General features: G+C 65.5%; 18 protein-coding genes. 16 read left to right on the plus strand and 2 right to left on the minus strand.

Annotated elements, in window-relative coordinates:
- Positions 1–43: 43 nt before the first annotated feature.
- The gene (locus ASG84_RS12420; protein ID WP_082520959.1) at positions 44–1,105 is read right to left on the minus strand and encodes an acyltransferase family protein; all 1,062 of its coding nucleotides are present in this window, start codon (positions 1,103–1,105) and stop codon (positions 44–46) included.
- Between the two features lie 338 nt (positions 1,106–1,443).
- Between ASG84_RS12420 and ASG84_RS12425 the strand changes: the two genes are divergently transcribed.
- From ASG84_RS12425 to ASG84_RS12465, 9 genes are all read left to right on the plus strand, one after another.
- Complete coding sequence (locus ASG84_RS12425; RefSeq protein ID WP_057477341.1) at positions 1,444–2,067, plus strand: superoxide dismutase; 624 nt, start codon at positions 1,444–1,446, stop codon at positions 2,065–2,067.
- A 171-nt stretch (positions 2,068–2,238) separates the two neighbouring features.
- Positions 2,239–2,766: a hypothetical protein gene (locus tag ASG84_RS12430; RefSeq protein WP_032380926.1), complete on the plus strand. Its 528-nt coding sequence runs from the start codon at positions 2,239–2,241 to the stop codon at positions 2,764–2,766.
- 207 nt (positions 2,767–2,973) lie between these two features.
- A complete protein-coding gene (locus tag ASG84_RS12435; RefSeq protein ID WP_057477342.1) occupies positions 2,974–3,675 on the plus strand; it encodes a TMEM165/GDT1 family protein in 702 nt (233 codons plus the stop codon).
- A gap of 32 nt (positions 3,676–3,707) precedes the next feature.
- A complete protein-coding gene (locus ASG84_RS12440) occupies positions 3,708–4,892 on the plus strand; it encodes a sensor histidine kinase (protein ID WP_057477343.1) in 1,185 nt (394 codons plus the stop codon).
- On the plus strand, positions 4,889–5,905 hold the full coding sequence (locus tag ASG84_RS12445; RefSeq protein ID WP_057477344.1) for a hypothetical protein: 1,017 nt from the start codon (positions 4,889–4,891) through the stop codon (positions 5,903–5,905). Before ASG84_RS12440 ends, ASG84_RS12445 begins: the two co-directional genes overlap by 4 nt.
- Positions 5,906–5,986: 81 nt before the next feature.
- Positions 5,987–7,282 carry an ABC transporter substrate-binding protein gene (locus ASG84_RS12450; protein ID WP_057477345.1) on the plus strand — a complete coding sequence of 432 codons (1,296 nt, stop codon included), beginning with the start codon at positions 5,987–5,989 and terminating at the stop codon, positions 7,280–7,282.
- Positions 7,279–8,220, plus strand: a complete 942-nt coding sequence (locus ASG84_RS12455) for a carbohydrate ABC transporter permease (RefSeq protein ID WP_057477346.1) — start codon at positions 7,279–7,281, stop codon at positions 8,218–8,220. The genes ASG84_RS12450 and ASG84_RS12455 overlap by 4 nt, the downstream gene beginning before the upstream one ends.
- The gene (locus ASG84_RS12460; protein ID WP_057477347.1) at positions 8,217–9,056 is read left to right on the plus strand and encodes a carbohydrate ABC transporter permease; all 840 of its coding nucleotides are present in this window, start codon (positions 8,217–8,219) and stop codon (positions 9,054–9,056) included. Before ASG84_RS12455 ends, ASG84_RS12460 begins: the two co-directional genes overlap by 4 nt.
- Before the next feature lie 116 nt (positions 9,057–9,172).
- Entirely contained in the window at positions 9,173–9,940 is a 768-nt protein-coding gene (locus tag ASG84_RS12465; protein WP_057477348.1) for an SDR family NAD(P)-dependent oxidoreductase, read from the plus strand.
- A 40-nt stretch (positions 9,941–9,980) separates the two neighbouring features.
- Here the strand turns inward: ASG84_RS12465 and ASG84_RS12470 are convergent, their stop codons facing one another.
- Positions 9,981–11,549, minus strand: coding sequence for a TM0106 family RecB-like putative nuclease (locus tag ASG84_RS12470; protein ID WP_057477431.1), 1,569 nt, complete (start codon positions 11,547–11,549; stop codon positions 9,981–9,983).
- 147 nt (positions 11,550–11,696) lie between these two features.
- Here ASG84_RS12470 and ASG84_RS12475 point away from each other — a divergent pair, with 147 nt between their 5' ends.
- The 7 genes from ASG84_RS12475 to ASG84_RS12505 are packed head-to-tail and all read left to right on the plus strand — an operon-like array spanning position 11,697 to position 17,189.
- Positions 11,697–12,347, plus strand: coding sequence for a DUF6474 family protein (locus tag ASG84_RS12475; protein WP_057477349.1), 651 nt, complete (start codon positions 11,697–11,699; stop codon positions 12,345–12,347).
- A 16-nt stretch (positions 12,348–12,363) separates the two neighbouring features.
- Complete coding sequence (locus ASG84_RS12480; protein WP_057477351.1) at positions 12,364–12,885, plus strand: hypothetical protein; 522 nt, start codon at positions 12,364–12,366, stop codon at positions 12,883–12,885.
- A gap of 46 nt (positions 12,886–12,931) precedes the next feature.
- Positions 12,932–13,600: a YcnI family copper-binding membrane protein gene (locus tag ASG84_RS12485; RefSeq protein ID WP_057477353.1), complete on the plus strand. Its 669-nt coding sequence runs from the start codon at positions 12,932–12,934 to the stop codon at positions 13,598–13,600.
- A complete protein-coding gene (gene mprA / locus ASG84_RS12490; protein ID WP_082520951.1) occupies positions 13,597–14,151 on the plus strand; it encodes an MprA protease, GlyGly-CTERM protein-sorting domain-containing form in 555 nt (184 codons plus the stop codon). The genes ASG84_RS12485 and mprA overlap by 4 nt, the downstream gene beginning before the upstream one ends.
- A gap of 16 nt (positions 14,152–14,167) precedes the next feature.
- Complete coding sequence (locus ASG84_RS12495) at positions 14,168–15,112, plus strand: copper resistance D family protein (RefSeq protein WP_156399492.1); 945 nt, start codon at positions 14,168–14,170, stop codon at positions 15,110–15,112.
- Between the two features lie 48 nt (positions 15,113–15,160).
- On the plus strand, positions 15,161–16,345 hold the full coding sequence (locus ASG84_RS12500) for a DNA cytosine methyltransferase (protein WP_057477356.1): 1,185 nt from the start codon (positions 15,161–15,163) through the stop codon (positions 16,343–16,345).
- Positions 16,329–17,189, plus strand: a complete 861-nt coding sequence (locus ASG84_RS12505; RefSeq protein ID WP_156399493.1) for a GIY-YIG nuclease family protein — start codon at positions 16,329–16,331, stop codon at positions 17,187–17,189. Before ASG84_RS12500 ends, ASG84_RS12505 begins: the two co-directional genes overlap by 17 nt.
- Positions 17,190–17,210 lie beyond the last annotated feature (21 nt).

Consider the following 17,210-nt stretch of genomic DNA (forward strand, 5'->3'; position numbering starts at 1 on the left):
AAAGGCCACCAAATGTCACATCGAGTACCGACGGGGGGTGCGCTCAGGCAGCGGATCGAGCACGCAGGTGCGCGTAGGTCGAGCTGATACGTCGCGCCGCGGGCAGTTCGATCCAGCGATACATGATTTCGGCGAGCACCGCCGTGCCGGCGAGGAAGGCCAGCACGGCGGCGCTGGGGCCCAGGTGCGGCTCGACGGTGGCGTAGATCCGGTAGAGCACGAGGGTGTGGATCAGATAGATCGCGTAGCTACGGGTGCCGATCCAGTGGACGACGGGCCAGCGGGTGACGGGCCCGTCGTATCGCGCCAGGATCAGGACGGTTCCGGTGATGACCAGCAGGGTCCACAGGTAGGTGTCGCCCATCCAGAAGGTGTGGACGTCGATGGCGAGTCGGATGACTTCGATCTGCGCGATGACTCCGAGGACCACCCATCGCCAGCCGACCAATTTCGCCCAGCCGAGGTAGATGATCTGGCCGAGGAAGAGAGTCGGTAGTACGCCCGCAACCTTCGTCAGGAACGGCATTGTGTAGGGCTGCGGCAGGTAGAGGTTGTAGGCGATGACCACAGCGCACAATGCGGCTCCGACCAGCGGCACCACCATGGGCCTGGTACGCAGCACCCCGCGCATGGCGACGCAGTAGAGGTAGAACACGATCTGCACGGCGAGTGTCCAGGTGACGCCGAGGACGGCGACTTCGGGTCGGAGAAAGAAGCCGCCGAGGAAGAAGCTGAGCACGGCCTCGCCGTTGGTGATTCCGGGTTGTCCGCTGAACATCCCGTTGAGGCCGAGCTTGACGAGGACGACGGCCAGTGCGACGGCAAACCAGAGTGCAGGGACCAGGCGGGCCAGTCGCGCGACCATGAAGTCCCGACGCGAATGCCGCATCGCCGATCGGGTGATCAGCAGGCCGGTGAGGAGCATGAACATACCGACACCGACGAACGACAGGTGCAGGTTCAGTCCCGTGTCCTCGATGAGAACCGTGTTGACCACGTCGATCACCCACCAGCCACCGCCGATGTCGTCGATCAGATAGAACGAGATGTGTGAGTACAGGACTGCCAAAACGGCGATGACACGAAGGAGGTCGGCACCGTTCATCTGAACTCGGGGCGCGGTAACCGGGTCCGTGACGGCGGAGTTCTCGACCGCATTTCGGCTCGGTCGGTCCCCTTCCACACCCGCGAGTTTAGGTTCCGTTCACCTTCAGGACCAATCCAGACCCGCTCCGCAACTGTTTCGTGATATTCGGAGCGAATTCACAGCGTGAGTATTCGACTGTCTTGTTCACGTGAATTTATTCCGAGAAAAGCATCTCGGTTACAACGGTTGCACAAGGGGTACGAATGAGATTGGGTTGAACCCTACGAAAGATCCGAAGTAGGACGAACGTGCCCGCATCACGCGATGGGTACGGCGTCGTTAGAGAAGGGAACCACGTGTCCGAGTACACCTTGCCCGACCTTGATTTCGATTACTCCGCCCTCGAGCCGCACATCTCGGGCGAGATCAACGAGCTTCACCACTCCAAGCACCACGCCACCTACGTCGCAGGCGCGAACACCGCGCTCGAGAAGCTAGCCGCAGCGCGCGACAACGAGGATCACGGCAGTATCTTCCTGTTGGAGAAGAACCTCGCGTTCCACCTCGGTGGTCACGTCAACCACTCCATCTGGTGGAAGAACCTCTCGCCCAACGGTGGCGACAAGCCCGAGGGCGAACTCGGTGCCGCGATCGACGACCAGTTCGGTTCGTTCGACAAGTTCCGCGCACAGTTCACCGCTGCCGCCAACGGCCTGCAGGGCTCCGGCTGGGCCGTCCTGGGTTACGACTCGCTGGGCAAGAAGCTGCTCACCTTCCAGCTCTACGATCAGCAGGCCAACGTGCCGCTGGGCATCATCCCGCTGCTCCAGGTCGACATGTGGGAGCACGCCTTCTACCTGCAGTACAAGAACGTCAAGGCCGATTACGTCAAGGCGTTCTGGAACGTCGTCAACTGGGCCGACGTCCAGGCTCGTTTCGAGGCCGCCACGTCGAAGACCCCGGGTCTGATCTTCCCGTAGTCATTTCGTCTCGAGAGGGCCGGTGCGCATCTGCGCACCGGCCCTCTCGCGTTTCGAAACCCGGTTGGCACTCTCCCCATCTTGTGTGCCAGCCGTTTTCGGGTCATCCTTCTCCTTACCCAACGTCGTGTGCCCGGCTTCTGCCTCGTACCTGTCTGGGAGGGATGCGCAATGGACGATCGAAATCTCATCGGTGTCTCGCCTTTTCACGCCGCCGGTCTGCTGCGCGGATTCGTGATCTCCGGCCGTTGGCCGGACACCACCAAGGAGTGGGCCCAGTTTCTGGCGCTGGCCGTACGGGTTGCGTCCATGCCGGGCCTGTTGGCGACGTCGACGGTGTTCGGGGTACGGGAGGAATTGCCCGAGGATCCCGAGCCGGGGACGGTCGGCCTGGTGGTGGCCGAGGGACCGGTGATCGGCGATTTCGCGTTGGCTCCCGGACGGTTCTCGGCCCGTCAGCCGGCCGCATTGCTGATGCTGCATCCACCGTCGGAGACAACGCCCTCACTCCCGGAGTGTGCCGGTGCTGCGTCCGGTTGCGTTCTGCTGCCGGGTCTTCCGCACCTCGGTCTCGATCACCGGGCTGCGTGGGTGGAGGCCGAGTCCGACGGCACCGTGACATCGATGGTCAGTCGCGTCGGGCTGGACCCGATCAGCGATCCCGACACCGCAGTTTTGGCAATGCTCCTCGCCTCCTGACCGTTACCCTCACACGATTTTTCGGGTCCCCAAACTTATTGGCGCATTGGACAATTCGCGAAACGGCCCTTAAAGTCGTCCACAGCGAAGGGGAGTAGCCCCCAATCAACGTGTCGACATACTGGTCGTAAATCTGCGACCCGGCACCTGAACCGGTACTTCCGGTGGGCGAGACCTTCGGTCCGTTCGACGACCGAGGAGTCTGCTGTGCTGTCCGCATTGTTGTTGAGTTTCGCTGTCATTTTCGTGGCCGAGTTGGGTGACAAATCCCAGCTCATGGCCATGACGTTCGCTCTGCGCTACAAGTGGTACGTCGTCATCGGCGGCATCACGGTCGCCACGACGGTCGTGCACCTCGTATCCGTCGCGGTCGGCCACTTCCTCGGCGTGTCGATTCCCACCGAGGCGATATCGATCGTCGGCGGCATCGCGTTCGTCATCTTCGGGCTCTGGACGCTGCGCGGCGACTCGTTGTCCGACGACGAAGGCGCGAAGGCCTCCCGCGTCACCAAGTCCGCCTTCCTGGCGATCGCGTCGGCGTTCTTCCTCGCCGAGCTGGGCGACAAGACGATGCTGGCGACCGTCACTCTCGCGGCCGACAACGACTGGGTCGGCGTCTGGATCGGCTCGACCATCGGCATGGTCGCGGCCGATGCGCTCGCCATCGTGGTCGGTGCGGTTCTCCAAAAGCACTTGCCCGAGCGCATGATTCAGTACGGTGCAGCAATCCTGTTCTTCGTCTTCGGTGCCGTGCTGTTCTTCGAGGGCCTGATGCCGGGCACATCTGCGCCGTACATCGCGGCCGGAGTGGTCGTCGCGATCTCGGCAGTCGTGGTCGCGTTCGTTCGATACTCCCGGACGAGGGCAGCGCAGAAATTCGAGCAGCAGACCACCACCGAAGACGCCTGACCTTGGTTTACACTCCTCCCTCGGAGGGGTGAATGGACAACGAGCAGCAGGTGGCCGGTGCCGATGCGGCGCACCGTTCGACGGATCGACTCATCAGAATCATCGGCCGTTTCGTCGGTGTCGGCTATGGGGCATACCTGCTGCTGCTCATCCCGGATATCGCACGCACCGGTAGCCTCGCTCCCGGATGGTGGACTCCAACGGCAGTGATTGTCGTGTTCGGCACAGGCTTCGCGTTCGCGGCCTCCACCTTCCACCCGAGCGTCGGGTTCATTCGTGTTGCCGGTTCCATCGCCGCCCTGGCGTTCCCGATCATGGCACTGCTGTGGTGGGTGGCCTGGGACGGCACGACGTTCGATCGAGCGGGGACGTTTCTCGCCGCGTTTCCCGGGTTGGCAGCACTCGCCGCTGCAACAGTGTGGCAACCCATTCCGGCGTTCGCACACATGACCACATCGGTCGTCATCGTTCAGGTTACCAATCAGGCTGTGCGAGAACCATTTCCGCGCAGCAATGTGGTTGCAGACATCGTTTTCGCGATGATGTTCTGCACGGTGTTCGTGGCGGCCACACTCGCCGCGGTGCGCACCGGGCGCATTCTCGACGCCACCATCTCCGAAGCACACAACGACGCGGCACGGGCTGCGGCAACGTCCGCGCGCGAGGTCGAGCGTGAGCGGTTCGACGCGTTGATCCACGACGAGGTCATGTCCTCCCTCCTCGCCGTTGCGCGCCATGGCCGCACCCCGAGTCTGGCGCGGCAGGCCCGGTCGGCGCTCGCCCATCTGGACGACCTGACCACAGGTACTGTCTCCGACAGTTTCTCCGCGGACGAGGCTCTGGCTCAGCTTCGTTCTGCCGCAACGACGGTCGACGAGTCGATCGAATTCACCGTTCACGTGGACGAGCTCGAACAACCCGAGGAATACCCGGCCGACGTCGTCAGATCCGTCGCTGCCGCTCTCGCAGAGGCGCTGCGCAACAGCCGAATTCACGCACAGGGATCGAAAAGGTCGGTTACCGCCGAGCTGGCTTCGTCGATGATGCTGGTCACCGTGCAGGACGACGGAATCGGCTTCGATCGACGCTCGGTTCCGCCCCACCGACTGGGCGTGGCCGTCAGCATCGAAGGCAGGATGCGCCAGCTGGTCGGCGGATCCGCCGACATCGAATCCTCCGCCGCAGGCACCACTGTGCGACTTGGCTGGAAGCGATGAACGGAGCGGACGTTCGTGATCTGCTGTCGATGAAGTCGACAGCCGCATACGCGGTTGCCGGATTCTTTGTCCTCGCGTGCCTGACGTGCGCATCCTCGACCCTGACCGGGGTGTCGGCAGTGTGGCCCGAATACGTAGCGGTGGTCGTGCTCTCGGCCGCGGTCATCCTCTTGCTCCGAGCACCGGGTGACCCACCGAGTGTGCGGTCGACCGCATTCATGACCGCATCGGGCCCGATCGCAGCGGCACTGGTTTTTGCAGTGGTGCCGGTCCCACTCGCCGGGAGCCTGCAGACATGGCCCTTGGGGATGCCACTGGTGATCTACACCTTCATGTGTGTCCGCGGGCGCACCCTGGCCGCGTGGCTCGGGCTCGCTCTGACCATGTCCGTCGCCATCGGATGGGCGGTCCTGACGGGTCAAGGAATCCTGTACGGACTCTCGTTCAGCGCCATCAACGTCGCGCCGCTGTTGATGGCGACATTCTTCGCGTTCACCATCCGCCCACTGGCCGCAGCCATCTTCGAGCTGCGCAAGCAGTCGACGGTGCGCATCGCGTCCCAGGCCGCCGCGGCCGCCGTCCTCGAGGAACGCGACGCGCGGCTGGCCAGTCTCGACGCCCTGGCACGGCCGTTGCTTCAGCGCATCGCCGACGGTCCCGATCTCACCGACGAGGAACTACTCGGGTGCGTGTTGCTCGAAGCGGAGCTCCGCGATTCTCTGCGCGCCCGCGGTCTCGTTCGACCGAACCTGGCTCGCGCAGCGAGATCCGCCCGGGCACGAGGGGTCGAGGTGATGATGCTCGACGACCGCGCCCCGGCCACGCTGGACGACGACGCACGTGACCGCATCGTGGCCGCCGCGTCGAACAGCCTGGACGGTGCCCACGCCGGATCCGTCACGGTTCGGCTCCTCCCTGCCGGACGCGCGGCCGCGGCGACCGTTCTGCTCGACGACCTCGGCGACGGTGCGCTGCGCATCGAGTACGACGACACCGGTCGAATCAGGGGCTGAACGCCGGGTTTGGACCGAGACCGGCGTGGTTACTCTTCGGCGGACCAGTAGGTCTGTACTGATGCCGAACGGAGCCCCACCATGCCTCTCGATCGTCGATCGTTCCTGATCGGATCCGGTGCCGCCGCGGTGCCGCTGCTGTTGGCCGGGTGCGGCTTCGTCAAGTCCAGCCCGTCACAGCAGGCCGAGGGCACGCTGACGTTCACCACGTGGGGCACCGACGCCGAGTTGGCCGGCTTCCGGGCCTCGATCAGCGCGTTCGAGGCGGCCAACCCCGGGTCGACGATCACCCTGAATGCGGTGCCGTACGAGCAGATGTTCACCAACATCGACGCCCAGCTGCAGGCGGGTAATCCACCCGACATCTTCCGCGTTCCGTATTACACGTTCGGCGCGTATGCCGGCCGTGGACAGCTGCTGGATCTGTCGCCGCTGCTGGCGTCGGACACGCGGGATCAGTTCACGCCCACGGCGTGGGCTGCAGTGCAGAACGGCGGGATCCCCTACGGCCTGCCGCACCACACCGACACGTCGGCAATCCTGGTGAACCGAACCCTGTTGTCGCAGGCCGGTATCGACTCCGTTCCAACAACCCTGGACGACGCCTGGACGTGGGACGAGCTGGCGTCGATCGGCGATCGGCTGCGTTCCTCGCTGCCGGCCGACAAGTATCCGTGGGCCTACAACTGGCAGGGCAACGGTGTCACCCGCTGGCTGAGCCTGTTGTTCCAAGCCGGCGGTGCGTTCCTGGCCGAGGATCAGAAGACGCCACTGATCGACTCCGACGAGGCTCGCCGAGCCGTCGAATTCTCGTCGTCCTTCTTCTCGAAGGGCTACGTGCCTGCCAACAACACCATCGCCTCGTCGAGCTACGCCAGCGAGGCGTGGTTCTCGCAATCGGTGGCCATGGTGTGGTCGGGTGCGTTCCAATTGCCCGACGCCGATGCCACGGCAAGTTTCGATTGGACGGCCACATACGCACCGCGAGATCGCCGGGGCGGCGGCGACTTCGGCGGCAACGCACTGGTTGCGACATCGCAGACCTCGCAGCCCGAGCTGGCGGCGTCGTTCCTCGAGTTCGTCACCCAGCAGGAGCAGATGCGCAACTTCTGCAAGTCCGCGTCGCTGCTGCCCACGCGCACCGACCTGCTCAACTCCGACCTCGAGTTCGATATCCGGTCGGAGCTGGCCCCGATCTTCGCGGCGCAGGCGACCACCGTGCAGCCGCAGGATGCGGCCCAGGTGGCATCGCCCTCGATGTCGGGAATCATTCCGGTGCTCAAGGAGCAGCTCGATCTCGCGTTCGCAGGCTCGCAGGACTCCGCCGCCACCGTGTCTGCGTTGCAGAGCGGAATCGCCGGGGTCACCGGCGCATGACGGCCACACCGATCACCCGGGCCGAGCAGAAACTCGAGCCCGACCGGAAGACCAAGACCAAGCGTGCCGGGGCCAGGAAAGAAGCATTCGCGGCCGCGGGCTTTCTCGCCCCCAGCTACGCACTGCTGGCCGTGTTCGTGCTCGTTCCCCTCGTCGCCGCGTTCGTCGTCAGCCTGCAGCAGACGGACGGATTCGGTGCCGGCGAGTTCGTCGGGGCTGCCAATTACGCACGCCTGGTGGAGGATCCGCTGTTCTGGCGGGCACTGATCAATACGCTGGTGTTCACCGCGCTGGTGACGCCGCTGTCGATGCTGTTCGGTCTGATCGCTGCGGTACTGCTCAATTCCGCCCTACCTGCGCGGCCGCTGTGGCGCTCACTGGTGATCCTGCCGATGGCCGTCTCGGGCGTGGCGACCGGCCTGATCGGAATCCTGGTGTTCGACCAGAACTCGGGCGTGCTCAACAATCTGATCGGCTTCCTCGGTTTGCCTGCCATCGACTGGCAGTCCTCCCCCGGACCGGCGTTCGCGTCGATCGTCATCGCCACCGTGTGGTGGCGTACCGGGTTGAACATGCTGATCTACCTGGCCGGACTCCAGGGCCTGGGGCCGGATCTGTACGAGGCGGCGCGGCTGGACGGCGCGAACGCATTCCAGCGTTTTCGCAACGTGACGGTGCCCCTGCTCGGTCCCACCTCGTTCTTCCTGCTGGTGCTCAACGTCATCTACTCGTTCCAGGTGTTCGATCTGGTCTTCGTCCTCACCGGCGGCGGACCGGGCGGGGCGACGTCGGTGCTGGTCACGTACGCCTACGAGACAGGCTTCGTCACCCGCGACCAGGGTTACGCCGCATCGATCGGAATGGTGCTGTTCCTGTTCGCTCTCACCTTCGCCGCCGCGCAGTGGCGCGCGAGCCGAACGAAGGATCTGGTCGAATGAGCAGGCCCGCAAGCGCATCCGCTCGCCGGGGACTGGTGCTACGCACCGTGATCATCGCCGTCATCGGGCTGATCACCATAGCGCCGCTGTATTGGATGCTCGCAGTGGCGTTCTCGACTCGCGGCGAGTTGCTGGGCGGTGGCGAACTGCGACTGTGGCCACGCCAGGTGACGTGGGAGAACGTCACCCGCGTGTTCGACTCGTTCCCGGTCGCGACGTGGCTCGGCAACTCGATCGCCATCGCCGTCGTGGTCACGATCATCACCGTGGTGACGAGTCTGCTCGCAGGATATGCGTTCGCGCACTTGAAGTTCCGATTCTCCACACCACTGTTCTTCATCGCGCTGGCCACTCTGGTGCTGCCCGTGCAGGTGATCATGGTGGCGCTGTTCCGCATCGTCGTCGGGCTCGGCCTGTACGGCACGTACTGGGCGGTGATCCTGCCGAGTTCGGCGTCGGCATTCGGGCTGTTCCTCGCGCGCCAGTTCATGCTCGGCATACCCCGTGAGCTGCTCGAAGCCGCTCGGCTCGACGGTGCCGGACACTGGCAGATCTTCCGACGCGTCGTGCTGCCCCTGTCGGGGCCGCTCATCGCCGTCCTCGCCTTCATGAGTCTGTTGCAGTCGTGGAACGACTTCGCGTGGCCGCTGATCGCGCTGCGGGAGAACGAGCTGTTCACGCTCCCCATCGGCCTGCTGTACCTCCAGGGTCAGGCGAACAGCGATTACGGTGCCACGATGGCGTTCGCGCTGATCAACGTCGTGCCGATGGCGCTGCTGTTCCTGTTCTTCCAGAAGTATTTCATCGCCGGATTCGCGCGCAGCGGGATCAAGTAAGTCCCCTTCAGGGCGCCTGAGGGTGGGTGAGGTGCCCCGCCGGTTATGGTGCAAGCGACTACGAGGTCGCAGCCTGTGCCGTGGCCCGCCGCCGTGAACGAAGGGGATCGTACGACGTGGAGATTTCAGGAACAGCAGCACTTGTCACCGGTGGGGCGTCGGGCCTCGGAGCCGCAACGGCCGCACGTCTGGCCGCGGCGGGCGTCACCGTGTTCGGCCTCGACCTGCCCCAGTCCATCGAACGCGCCGGCGACAGCGTCCCGGATGGCGTGACCCTCATTCCCGCCGACGTCACCAGTGAGGCCGAGGTCGAGGCCGCACTGGACACCATCGTCGAATCGGGTGTACCGCTGCGCATCGTCGTCAACTGCGCGGGCGTGGGCTGGGCAGGGCGCATCCTGTCCAAGAAGGGACCGCATGATCTCGAGCTGTTCCGCACCGTCATCACCATCAATCTGCTCGGTACGTTCAACGTGATGCGGCTGGCCGCGAACCGGATGCAGTCGCAGTCGACCGTGGACGACGCAGGCCAGCGCGGCGTCGTCATCAACACCGCGTCGGTGGCCGCGTTCGAGGGCCAGATCGGCCAGATCGCCTACACCGCCTCCAAGGGCGGCGTGCACGCGATGACCATCACCGCGGCTCGCGACCTCGCTCAGGTGGGCATTCGCGTCAACACCATCGCCCCCGGCATCGTCGACACCCCGATGCTCGCCGGCGTGACCGAGGAATACCGTCAGGGCCTCGAGGCCTCGGTGCCGTTCCCCTCTCGCCTGGCTCAGCCCGGCGAGTACGCCCAGCTGGTCCAGATGATCGCCGAGCACGACTACCTCAACGGCGAGACCATCCGGATGGACGGCGCAATCCGCATGGCTCCGCGCTAGACACCCGTCGCTGCGCGTGACCCCGCTTCTCCAGGCGGGGTCACGCGCGAGCGCGCAGGTCCGCTACGGTCGGGATCTCCTTCTCGGCGCGGTCGGTCATCCACTCGCGCAACACTTTTGTCGCCAACACGTCGTCCTCGTTGTAGACGAGCAGCCGTTCACGCTGGGTGTGGTCGGGATCCGCGTCGTAGCCGACGGCCTCGCGGTACCACCCCATCGACGCCTCACCGCCGGCCTCGTCGTCGCGCCACGCGAACCCCGCGACGGGAGCAATCTTCTTCAGGCCCTTGCCGTTCGGGCAGATGAATTGATCGCTCACGGCCTGATAGACGTCCACCCACTGCTCGCTGTCGATGAATTCGCGGATCTGCGCCTCGGTGGGCACCCCCGGTACGTCGGCGAATCGGCGGGCCGAATCGAGTAACCATTTGTCCTCGGCTTGACGCGAATAGCAATACGCCGCAAAGGTTTTACCGCGTGCAGCTGCGTCGGCCCTGGTGTCCATCAACCAGTTCCAGAACACCGCGAACGAGCGACCCTCGTCGACGGTCGGCAGCGGATCCCAGGTGACGAAGCCTCGATACGTCGCCGGCGGGCCACCCACTTCGGTGAGCAGCGTGCCCCACAGGTAGGCACCGTGTTCCTGGTAGCTCTCCATGTCGACGTCCACCTCGACATCGGCCCGGTGCACCGAGACGGTCTCCGAGCGCCGAAGCAGGGGTACGTCGGCTCGCCAGGCCAGCGCCGCGGACACCGCGTCGTCGAAGTTTCCGAACGGCCACTCCTCCGGAGCCGGACCCGTCCACTGCGCCAACTCGTCGATGGTGCGCACGCCCGCAGCGCGCAAAACGTCCGCCCGCGAACCCGACGCGACAAGCGACACGTCACGGACGGCTACCAGCTGCGGCTTGCAGTCGAACCACCATGCACACGAACGACATTCGCTCACCTGCGAGGGAACGGTGAACGCGCTACCTCGGGCCACAGCGAGCCGGTCTGCGAAACGCGTGTCGTATTCGCCGAGCACGGTTGTCAGGTCGTGGACGAGCATGCAGTCGCCGCGATAGCCCACCGCACCGCCGACAGGCGTGGACGTTGCCAAACCCTCGTGGGCCAGCATGCGGAACAGGTGGGCGAGCCGAAGCTGGTCCCGCAACTGACTGCGCACCTTCCGGGTCTCGTCGACGGCCGGGGCCCACTGCGTCAGTGAGGTCGTTCGCGCGCCGCGTCCCGGATCGGTGACCTTGTGGTTGACGACGATCACCGGGATGTATCCGCCCGACGCGTCGCGCACCAGAAGTTCGCTACGGCCACGCCGACCGGTATCGCGCTCGAGTGGCAGCACTGCGTTCCAGATCCGCTCGACTCCGGCCCGGCAGGCCGCGACGGTGGCATCGGCCGCGGCACGGGCCGTCGGCTCGTCGATTTCTGTCCACTGCATCGGATCCGCCACGGCCAACTGCGTGCGGATGTTCTCGCGGTGCGCCTGCGCTGCTTCCCGGCGCTGGCGCACACCCGGGTTCTCGGGCTCGCCGCGCAGCAACGATCCGTAGGCGGTATCCAGGTAGAGCCGATGACGGCACCGCGTCAACGATCCGGCGTCGAGCAGCACGGGAGATGAGACTGGCGCACCTCGTTGACCGTTCACACTTCAAGACACTAGGTCAGCCCTCCGACAGCCTGCACGGATCAGCGCCCGATAAGGTATGAGAAACGCACCGTTTCCGCCGAGCAGTACATGTCAGGAGCCTTGTCGATGGGTTTGTTCCGTAAGCGTAAGGGTCGTGCCACTCGCAAGGCAGAGGCCAAGGCTCTCAAGCACAAGGCCACTCTGGAAGCGAAGCTGGGCGCCAAGAACGAGCGCAAGCAGTTGAAGTCGATCGCCAAGGCGCAGCGCAAGCTCAGCGCGGTGGAGGCCAAGTCGCAGAAGAACGTGGAGAAGGCGCAGGTCTCGGCTCTGCGGGCGCAGCAGAAGGCTGCCGCTGCGGGCTCGCTCAACGTGGCGCAGATCCGCAAGTACCTCGGTATCGCTCGGCTGTTGTTGCCGGTGCTCGCTCCCATCGCCTACCGCGCAGCCACCGTCGTCCGGGGGCAGCTGGACAGCCGCAAAGCGCAGCAGATGGGTGTTGCACCGGATCAGCTCAGCGAGTTCACCGGCCACGGCGGGAAGCTCAGTGCCCGCATCGCCGGTGCCGAGAAGTCGCTCAGCACCATCGGTGCCCGCCACTCGGATCCCGAGACCAAGAGTTTCGGTGCCGCCATCAGCGAGCGCCTGGACGATCTGACGACCGCTGTGCGCGCGTCCGAGCAGATGCCGCCCGCTCGTCGCAAGACCGCCCACGCGGCCATCTCCGCAGAGCTCGACGGCATCGAAGCCGATCTGCTGGCCCGCCTCGGCGTGCGCTGAACGCACTGCTCACACGATGACCGACGCCTCCGCCGCACCGCTGCGCGGCGGAGCTGTCGGTAGCGTCACCGCCGCGCTCGCGGTGGCCGCGCACGGCATGGCCGGCGGCGGTTGGCCCGACGGAACCGCTCTGACTCTGCTGGTCGTCGTCAGCATCGGTATCGGGGCCATGACGGCAGTACCGAGACGGTCGACGGTACTGCTCCCGGCCCTGATGGGCGGCCAACTTCTCGCCCACGTCGCGTTGAGCCTGGGCAACATGCCCGGCATGCTGCACAGCCACTCGTTACTCCCCAGCACGGCGATGATCGCCTTCCACGCCGCCGCGTCCGTGGTCGCTGCGATGTTGATCGCCGCCGCCGAACGCCTCTACGGACCGATCACCTCCATCGTCCGTGCCGTTCTCGCGCTTCTCACTCCCCTGCCCGACGGTTCCGCCGTCGGTCGCGTCCGATTCTCCGTGGCGATGCCGTCGGTGCACGGCACCGCCCTGGACTGGGTCATTTCTCGTCGTGGGCCCCCGATGTTGCGGCTCTGACGCGACATCATCGTTTTCACCTCCGTACAGAAATGACCCAACACCCATGAAGAGTTCTATTTCCCGTGCCCTGTTCGTCTCCGGGGCTACCGTCGGTGCGTTGCTGATCGGCGCAGGCGCAGCATCGGCACACGTCGTCGTCTCTGCTCCCGACGCTGAGCAGGGCGGCTATTCGGTTCTGACGTTCCGTGTTCCCACCGAGTCCGACACCGCCTCGACCAGTTCGGTCAAGGTCGCACTGCCCGGCCTCAATTCTGCTCGTACGCAGCCCATCCCGGGCTGGACGTCCACCGTCGAGAAGGACTCGGCCGATCTCGCAGTGTCGGTGACGTGGACGGCGAACCCCGGTGCCGAGGTCGGCCCCGGCCAGTTCCAGCAGTTCCTGCTCTCGGCGGGCCCCCTGCCCGAGGAGGAGACAGTCTCCTTCCCTGCCACGCAGACCTACACCGACGGTGAAGTCGTGAACTGGGACGAGCCGATGACCGACGACGGCAGCGAGCCCGAATTGCCTTCACCCACACTGACTCTCGCAGCCGCGAGCGGCGACGCGCATGGTGGCACCCACTCGGATACCACCGAGACCACCGAGACATCCGCATCGGACGCCACGGCATCGGACAACACGGCCCGCTGGCTCGCCGGAGTCGGACTGGTACTCGGAGCCATCGGCGCAGGCCTCGGCATCGGTGCAACGATCCGGGCCCGGCGCTCGTGAGGGCGCTGGGCTTTTCTGCGAAGGTATTCGTCGTGGCGCTGCTGACACTGCTGATCGCCGCCCCGATCGCGTCGGCGCACTCGCAGGTCACCGGGTACGGCCCGGCCGACGGCTCCTCCCTCGACGCGTCTCCGGCCACGGCCTCGGTGACGTTCAACGAGGTGCCGCAGTCTCAGTTCGCCACGCTCAACGTCGTCGGACCCGACGGCAACATCTGGTCGAAGGGCGACGCCCGCATCGAAGGGCAGAGTGTTGTCGTCGACGTCGGAGAGCTGGGACCGACCGGCGACTACACGCTCGCCTATCGCATCACCTCGGCCGACGGACATCCGGTGAGCGGTACTGCGACGTTCACGCTCACTCAGGAAGGTTCGGGAACGCCGGGGGCACCGGCCGACGCGTCGGGCACCGCGGAAGAGTCCGGCGGCGGGTTCCTCGGCGGCTACGGACACATCGTGTTGATCGTGGTTGCGGTTCTGGCCTTCGCCGGCGCGTTGGGGTTTGCGCTGCGGAAGCCACAAGACCTGCGCAAGCCGAAGACCAAGAAGTAGAACCGACGTGGCTGCGGTGAGCGAGAGAAGCGTTCGGCTGGTGCTCGCCGCCGCAGCCGCGGCCGTGCTGGGGGTGGCGGCAGCATTCGCGCTCGCCTACCCCACCTTCCCCGGCGGGTCGTCGTGGCTGCGGGTGATCGCGGTGGCCTCGGGTTCGGTGGTGTTGGGGTTCGGCGTTCTCGCTGTGATGGACAGCAATTCCGAATCCGGACGGCCCGCCGTCGACCCGCTGGTGATGTGGCGAGCGATCGGATACCTGTCGGGGCTGTGGGCGGTTGCCGAGTTCGTTCTGCTCATGGCGGCCGCTGCGGATTCTGCCGGCCGCAGCCCGTTGACGTTGTCGCCGAGCGCATTCATGTCGTTTGCGGCCGAGATCTCCGTCGGTCGGCTGGGGACGGCGACGGTGATTCTTGCGCTCGCCCTGTGCGCCATCGGAGTGGCCGGTTATCGACGCGAGGCAGACTGGTCTCCGACACCGGTGATCGTGTTGGCCTCACTCGCCTTGGTCGCGCGCCCGATCACCGGGCACATGTCTCAGTTCGCGTTCGGCTCCATTGCCGTTGCGGTGCATGTGTTGTTCGCATCGGTGTGGCTCGGAGTTCTCGGTGCGATGGCGCTGAGTCTGCGGAGCAAATCCGCCTGGGCGACGCTGTTGCCGGTCTACTCGAGGATCGCCTTCTGGTGCGTCATCGCAGTCGCAGGCACCGGCGTGCTGGACGCGGTCCTCAAGCTGGACAGCGTCGCCGCCGCAATCGAGACCGGTTACGGCCGAATCGTTCTCGCCAAGGTTCTGATCACCGTGATCCTCGTCGCTGTGGCCCACCGAATCCGAGGGACGTGGTTGCCCAGCGCCGTCGCACACCGATCCACCGCGGAGTACTCACTCGGCCGTGCAGCCTCGCATGTGTGTCTGATGGCCGTGGCTTTCGGCTTGGCGGCGGCGCTGGCAACCACGGCGTGAGCCGGCAGTAGCCGAAACCTTGTCGGTCCTCTGTACTAGCCTGGGTGCATGCCGAAGTTGACTGTGGTGCCGAGTGGTTCTTCGGCGTCCTCGGTCGACGGTATCCCCACGGTCGCAGAGTTCTTCGCCGGCATCGGTCTCGTCCGAATGGGCTTGGAGCAGGCCGGTTTCGAGGTTCGCTGGGCCAACGACATCGAGCGCGACAAGCACCAGATGTATCGCCAACACTTCGGTGACGACTCCGGCCATTTTCAGCTCGGTGATGTCGCTTCCACCCGCGGTCGCGATCTGCCCGAGGGCTTGTCCTTGGCATGGGCATCGTTTCCGTGCACCGACCTGTCGCTGGCCGGCGGCCGGGCCGGTCTCGCGGGCAAGAACTCGTCGACGTTCCGGCATTTCACGCGGGTGCTGGGCGAGCTCGGTGCTGCTCGCCCCGAGGTCGTGGCACTGGAGAACGTCGTCGGCCTGGCCACCAGTCACGGTGGAGACGATCTGGCCGCAGCGGTCCGAGAACTCAACGAGCTCGGCTACTCGGTGGATGTGTTGACCATCGATGCTCGACGCTTCGTCCCGCAGTCGCGTCCGCGCCTGTTCTTGATCGGTGCGCAGAATCCGCCCGAGGACGCCCGCGATCCCAACAGTGAACTGCGCCCCGATTGGCTGCAGGCCGTGTATGGCGATTCGACGTTGCTGACCCACCGGGCTCCGTTGCCGAGTCCACCGATTCCGTTGACCAGTGGTCTCGGTGACGTGGTCGAGCGCATGGACTACCGAGACTCGCGGTGGTGGGATGCCGACCGCACCGCGGCGTTCGTGCACTCGTTGTCGCCGATTCAGTTGCAGCGCATCGATATCCTGAAGAAGGCCCGCAAGGTCAGCTACCGCACCGCCTACCGTCGCACTCGTAACGGCGTCGCCGTCTGGGAGGCTCGACCCGACGACATCTCCGGCTGCTTGCGTACCGCCCGCGGCGGCTCCTCGAAGCAGGCCGTCGTCAAGATGGGGAACGGCCGCTTGCAGGTGCGCTGGATGACACCGGTGGAGTACGCGCGTCTGATGGGTGCCGGCGACTACACGCTCGATGGTCTACGAAACAATCAGGCGCTCTTCGGTTTCGGCGACGCAGTGTGTGTTCCCGTGGTCGCATGGCTGGCCGAGCACTACCTGATGCCGCTGGTCACCGGGACACTGAGCGCATCGAATTCGTCTGTGACACATGTCCAGTCACGGTAAGTCCTCGCTGCGCGCGTCTGCCGTCGCGCCGCGAAAGAGCACCCTGCCGGCAGACGACGTGCAGTCCTTTCGCACGGCTCTACGAGAAGCGCTGAGCGAGAAGGACGATCGGGGTCGCGTCTGGTCGGCGGCCAAGTGGGGCGTGTACGCGTTCTACGATTACGACGGCGAGCCCATCTACGTGGGGCAGACCAAGGAGAAGCTCAGCGTCCGGGTGCAGCGGCACCTGACCAACCAGCGAACCGACGCCGTTGCGATGCGGGTGCTCGATGTCTTCGAGGTCGCCGAGATCGAGATCTGGCCACTGTGGCAGTACGAGGATCTCAAGAAGTCCGATGGCGCAGAGCAATTCCGCGCCGCCGAGCGAGATCTCAATGCCCACGAGTACACGGCGTACCTCGAGGCCATCGCCGAATCGCGACACAAGGCGATCCTCAACGAGAAGATTCCGCCGGTCTCGGAGCCCATCACCCTCCCTGCATCGCTGCGCCGGTCGCTGATCTCCGAACAGACGCGCCGTGAGCGCGGGCACCCCGACATCCGTATCGCACGCCGCGCCGAGACAATTTCACGCTTGGCCGCCGTCACTCGTGAACGGGGAGAGGTCTCCGAGGGCCTGCGGCGCGTCCTCGTCGTGCAGGCGGTGCGGCTGGCGTACCTGTCGGCCGAGCGACTCGCCTTCGTCGAGGGGCATCCGATCCCCGATCCCGCCGCCATCGACGTCACCGCACTGGTGGGCTCGGTGCTGCACGAGCGCAGCGATCCGGAGGACACAGAGGACGCGGAGAGCACCGAGGACCTACCCGAGCCCGACGGCGAGTTGGACCTGTTCAGCGAGTACTGACTCGCCCCGCCGTAGGCTCGC

Origin of the sequence: Rhodococcus sp. Leaf278 (assembly GCF_001426085.1) — a bacterium.
Classification (GTDB): Bacteria; Actinomycetota; Actinomycetes; order Mycobacteriales; family Mycobacteriaceae; genus Rhodococcoides.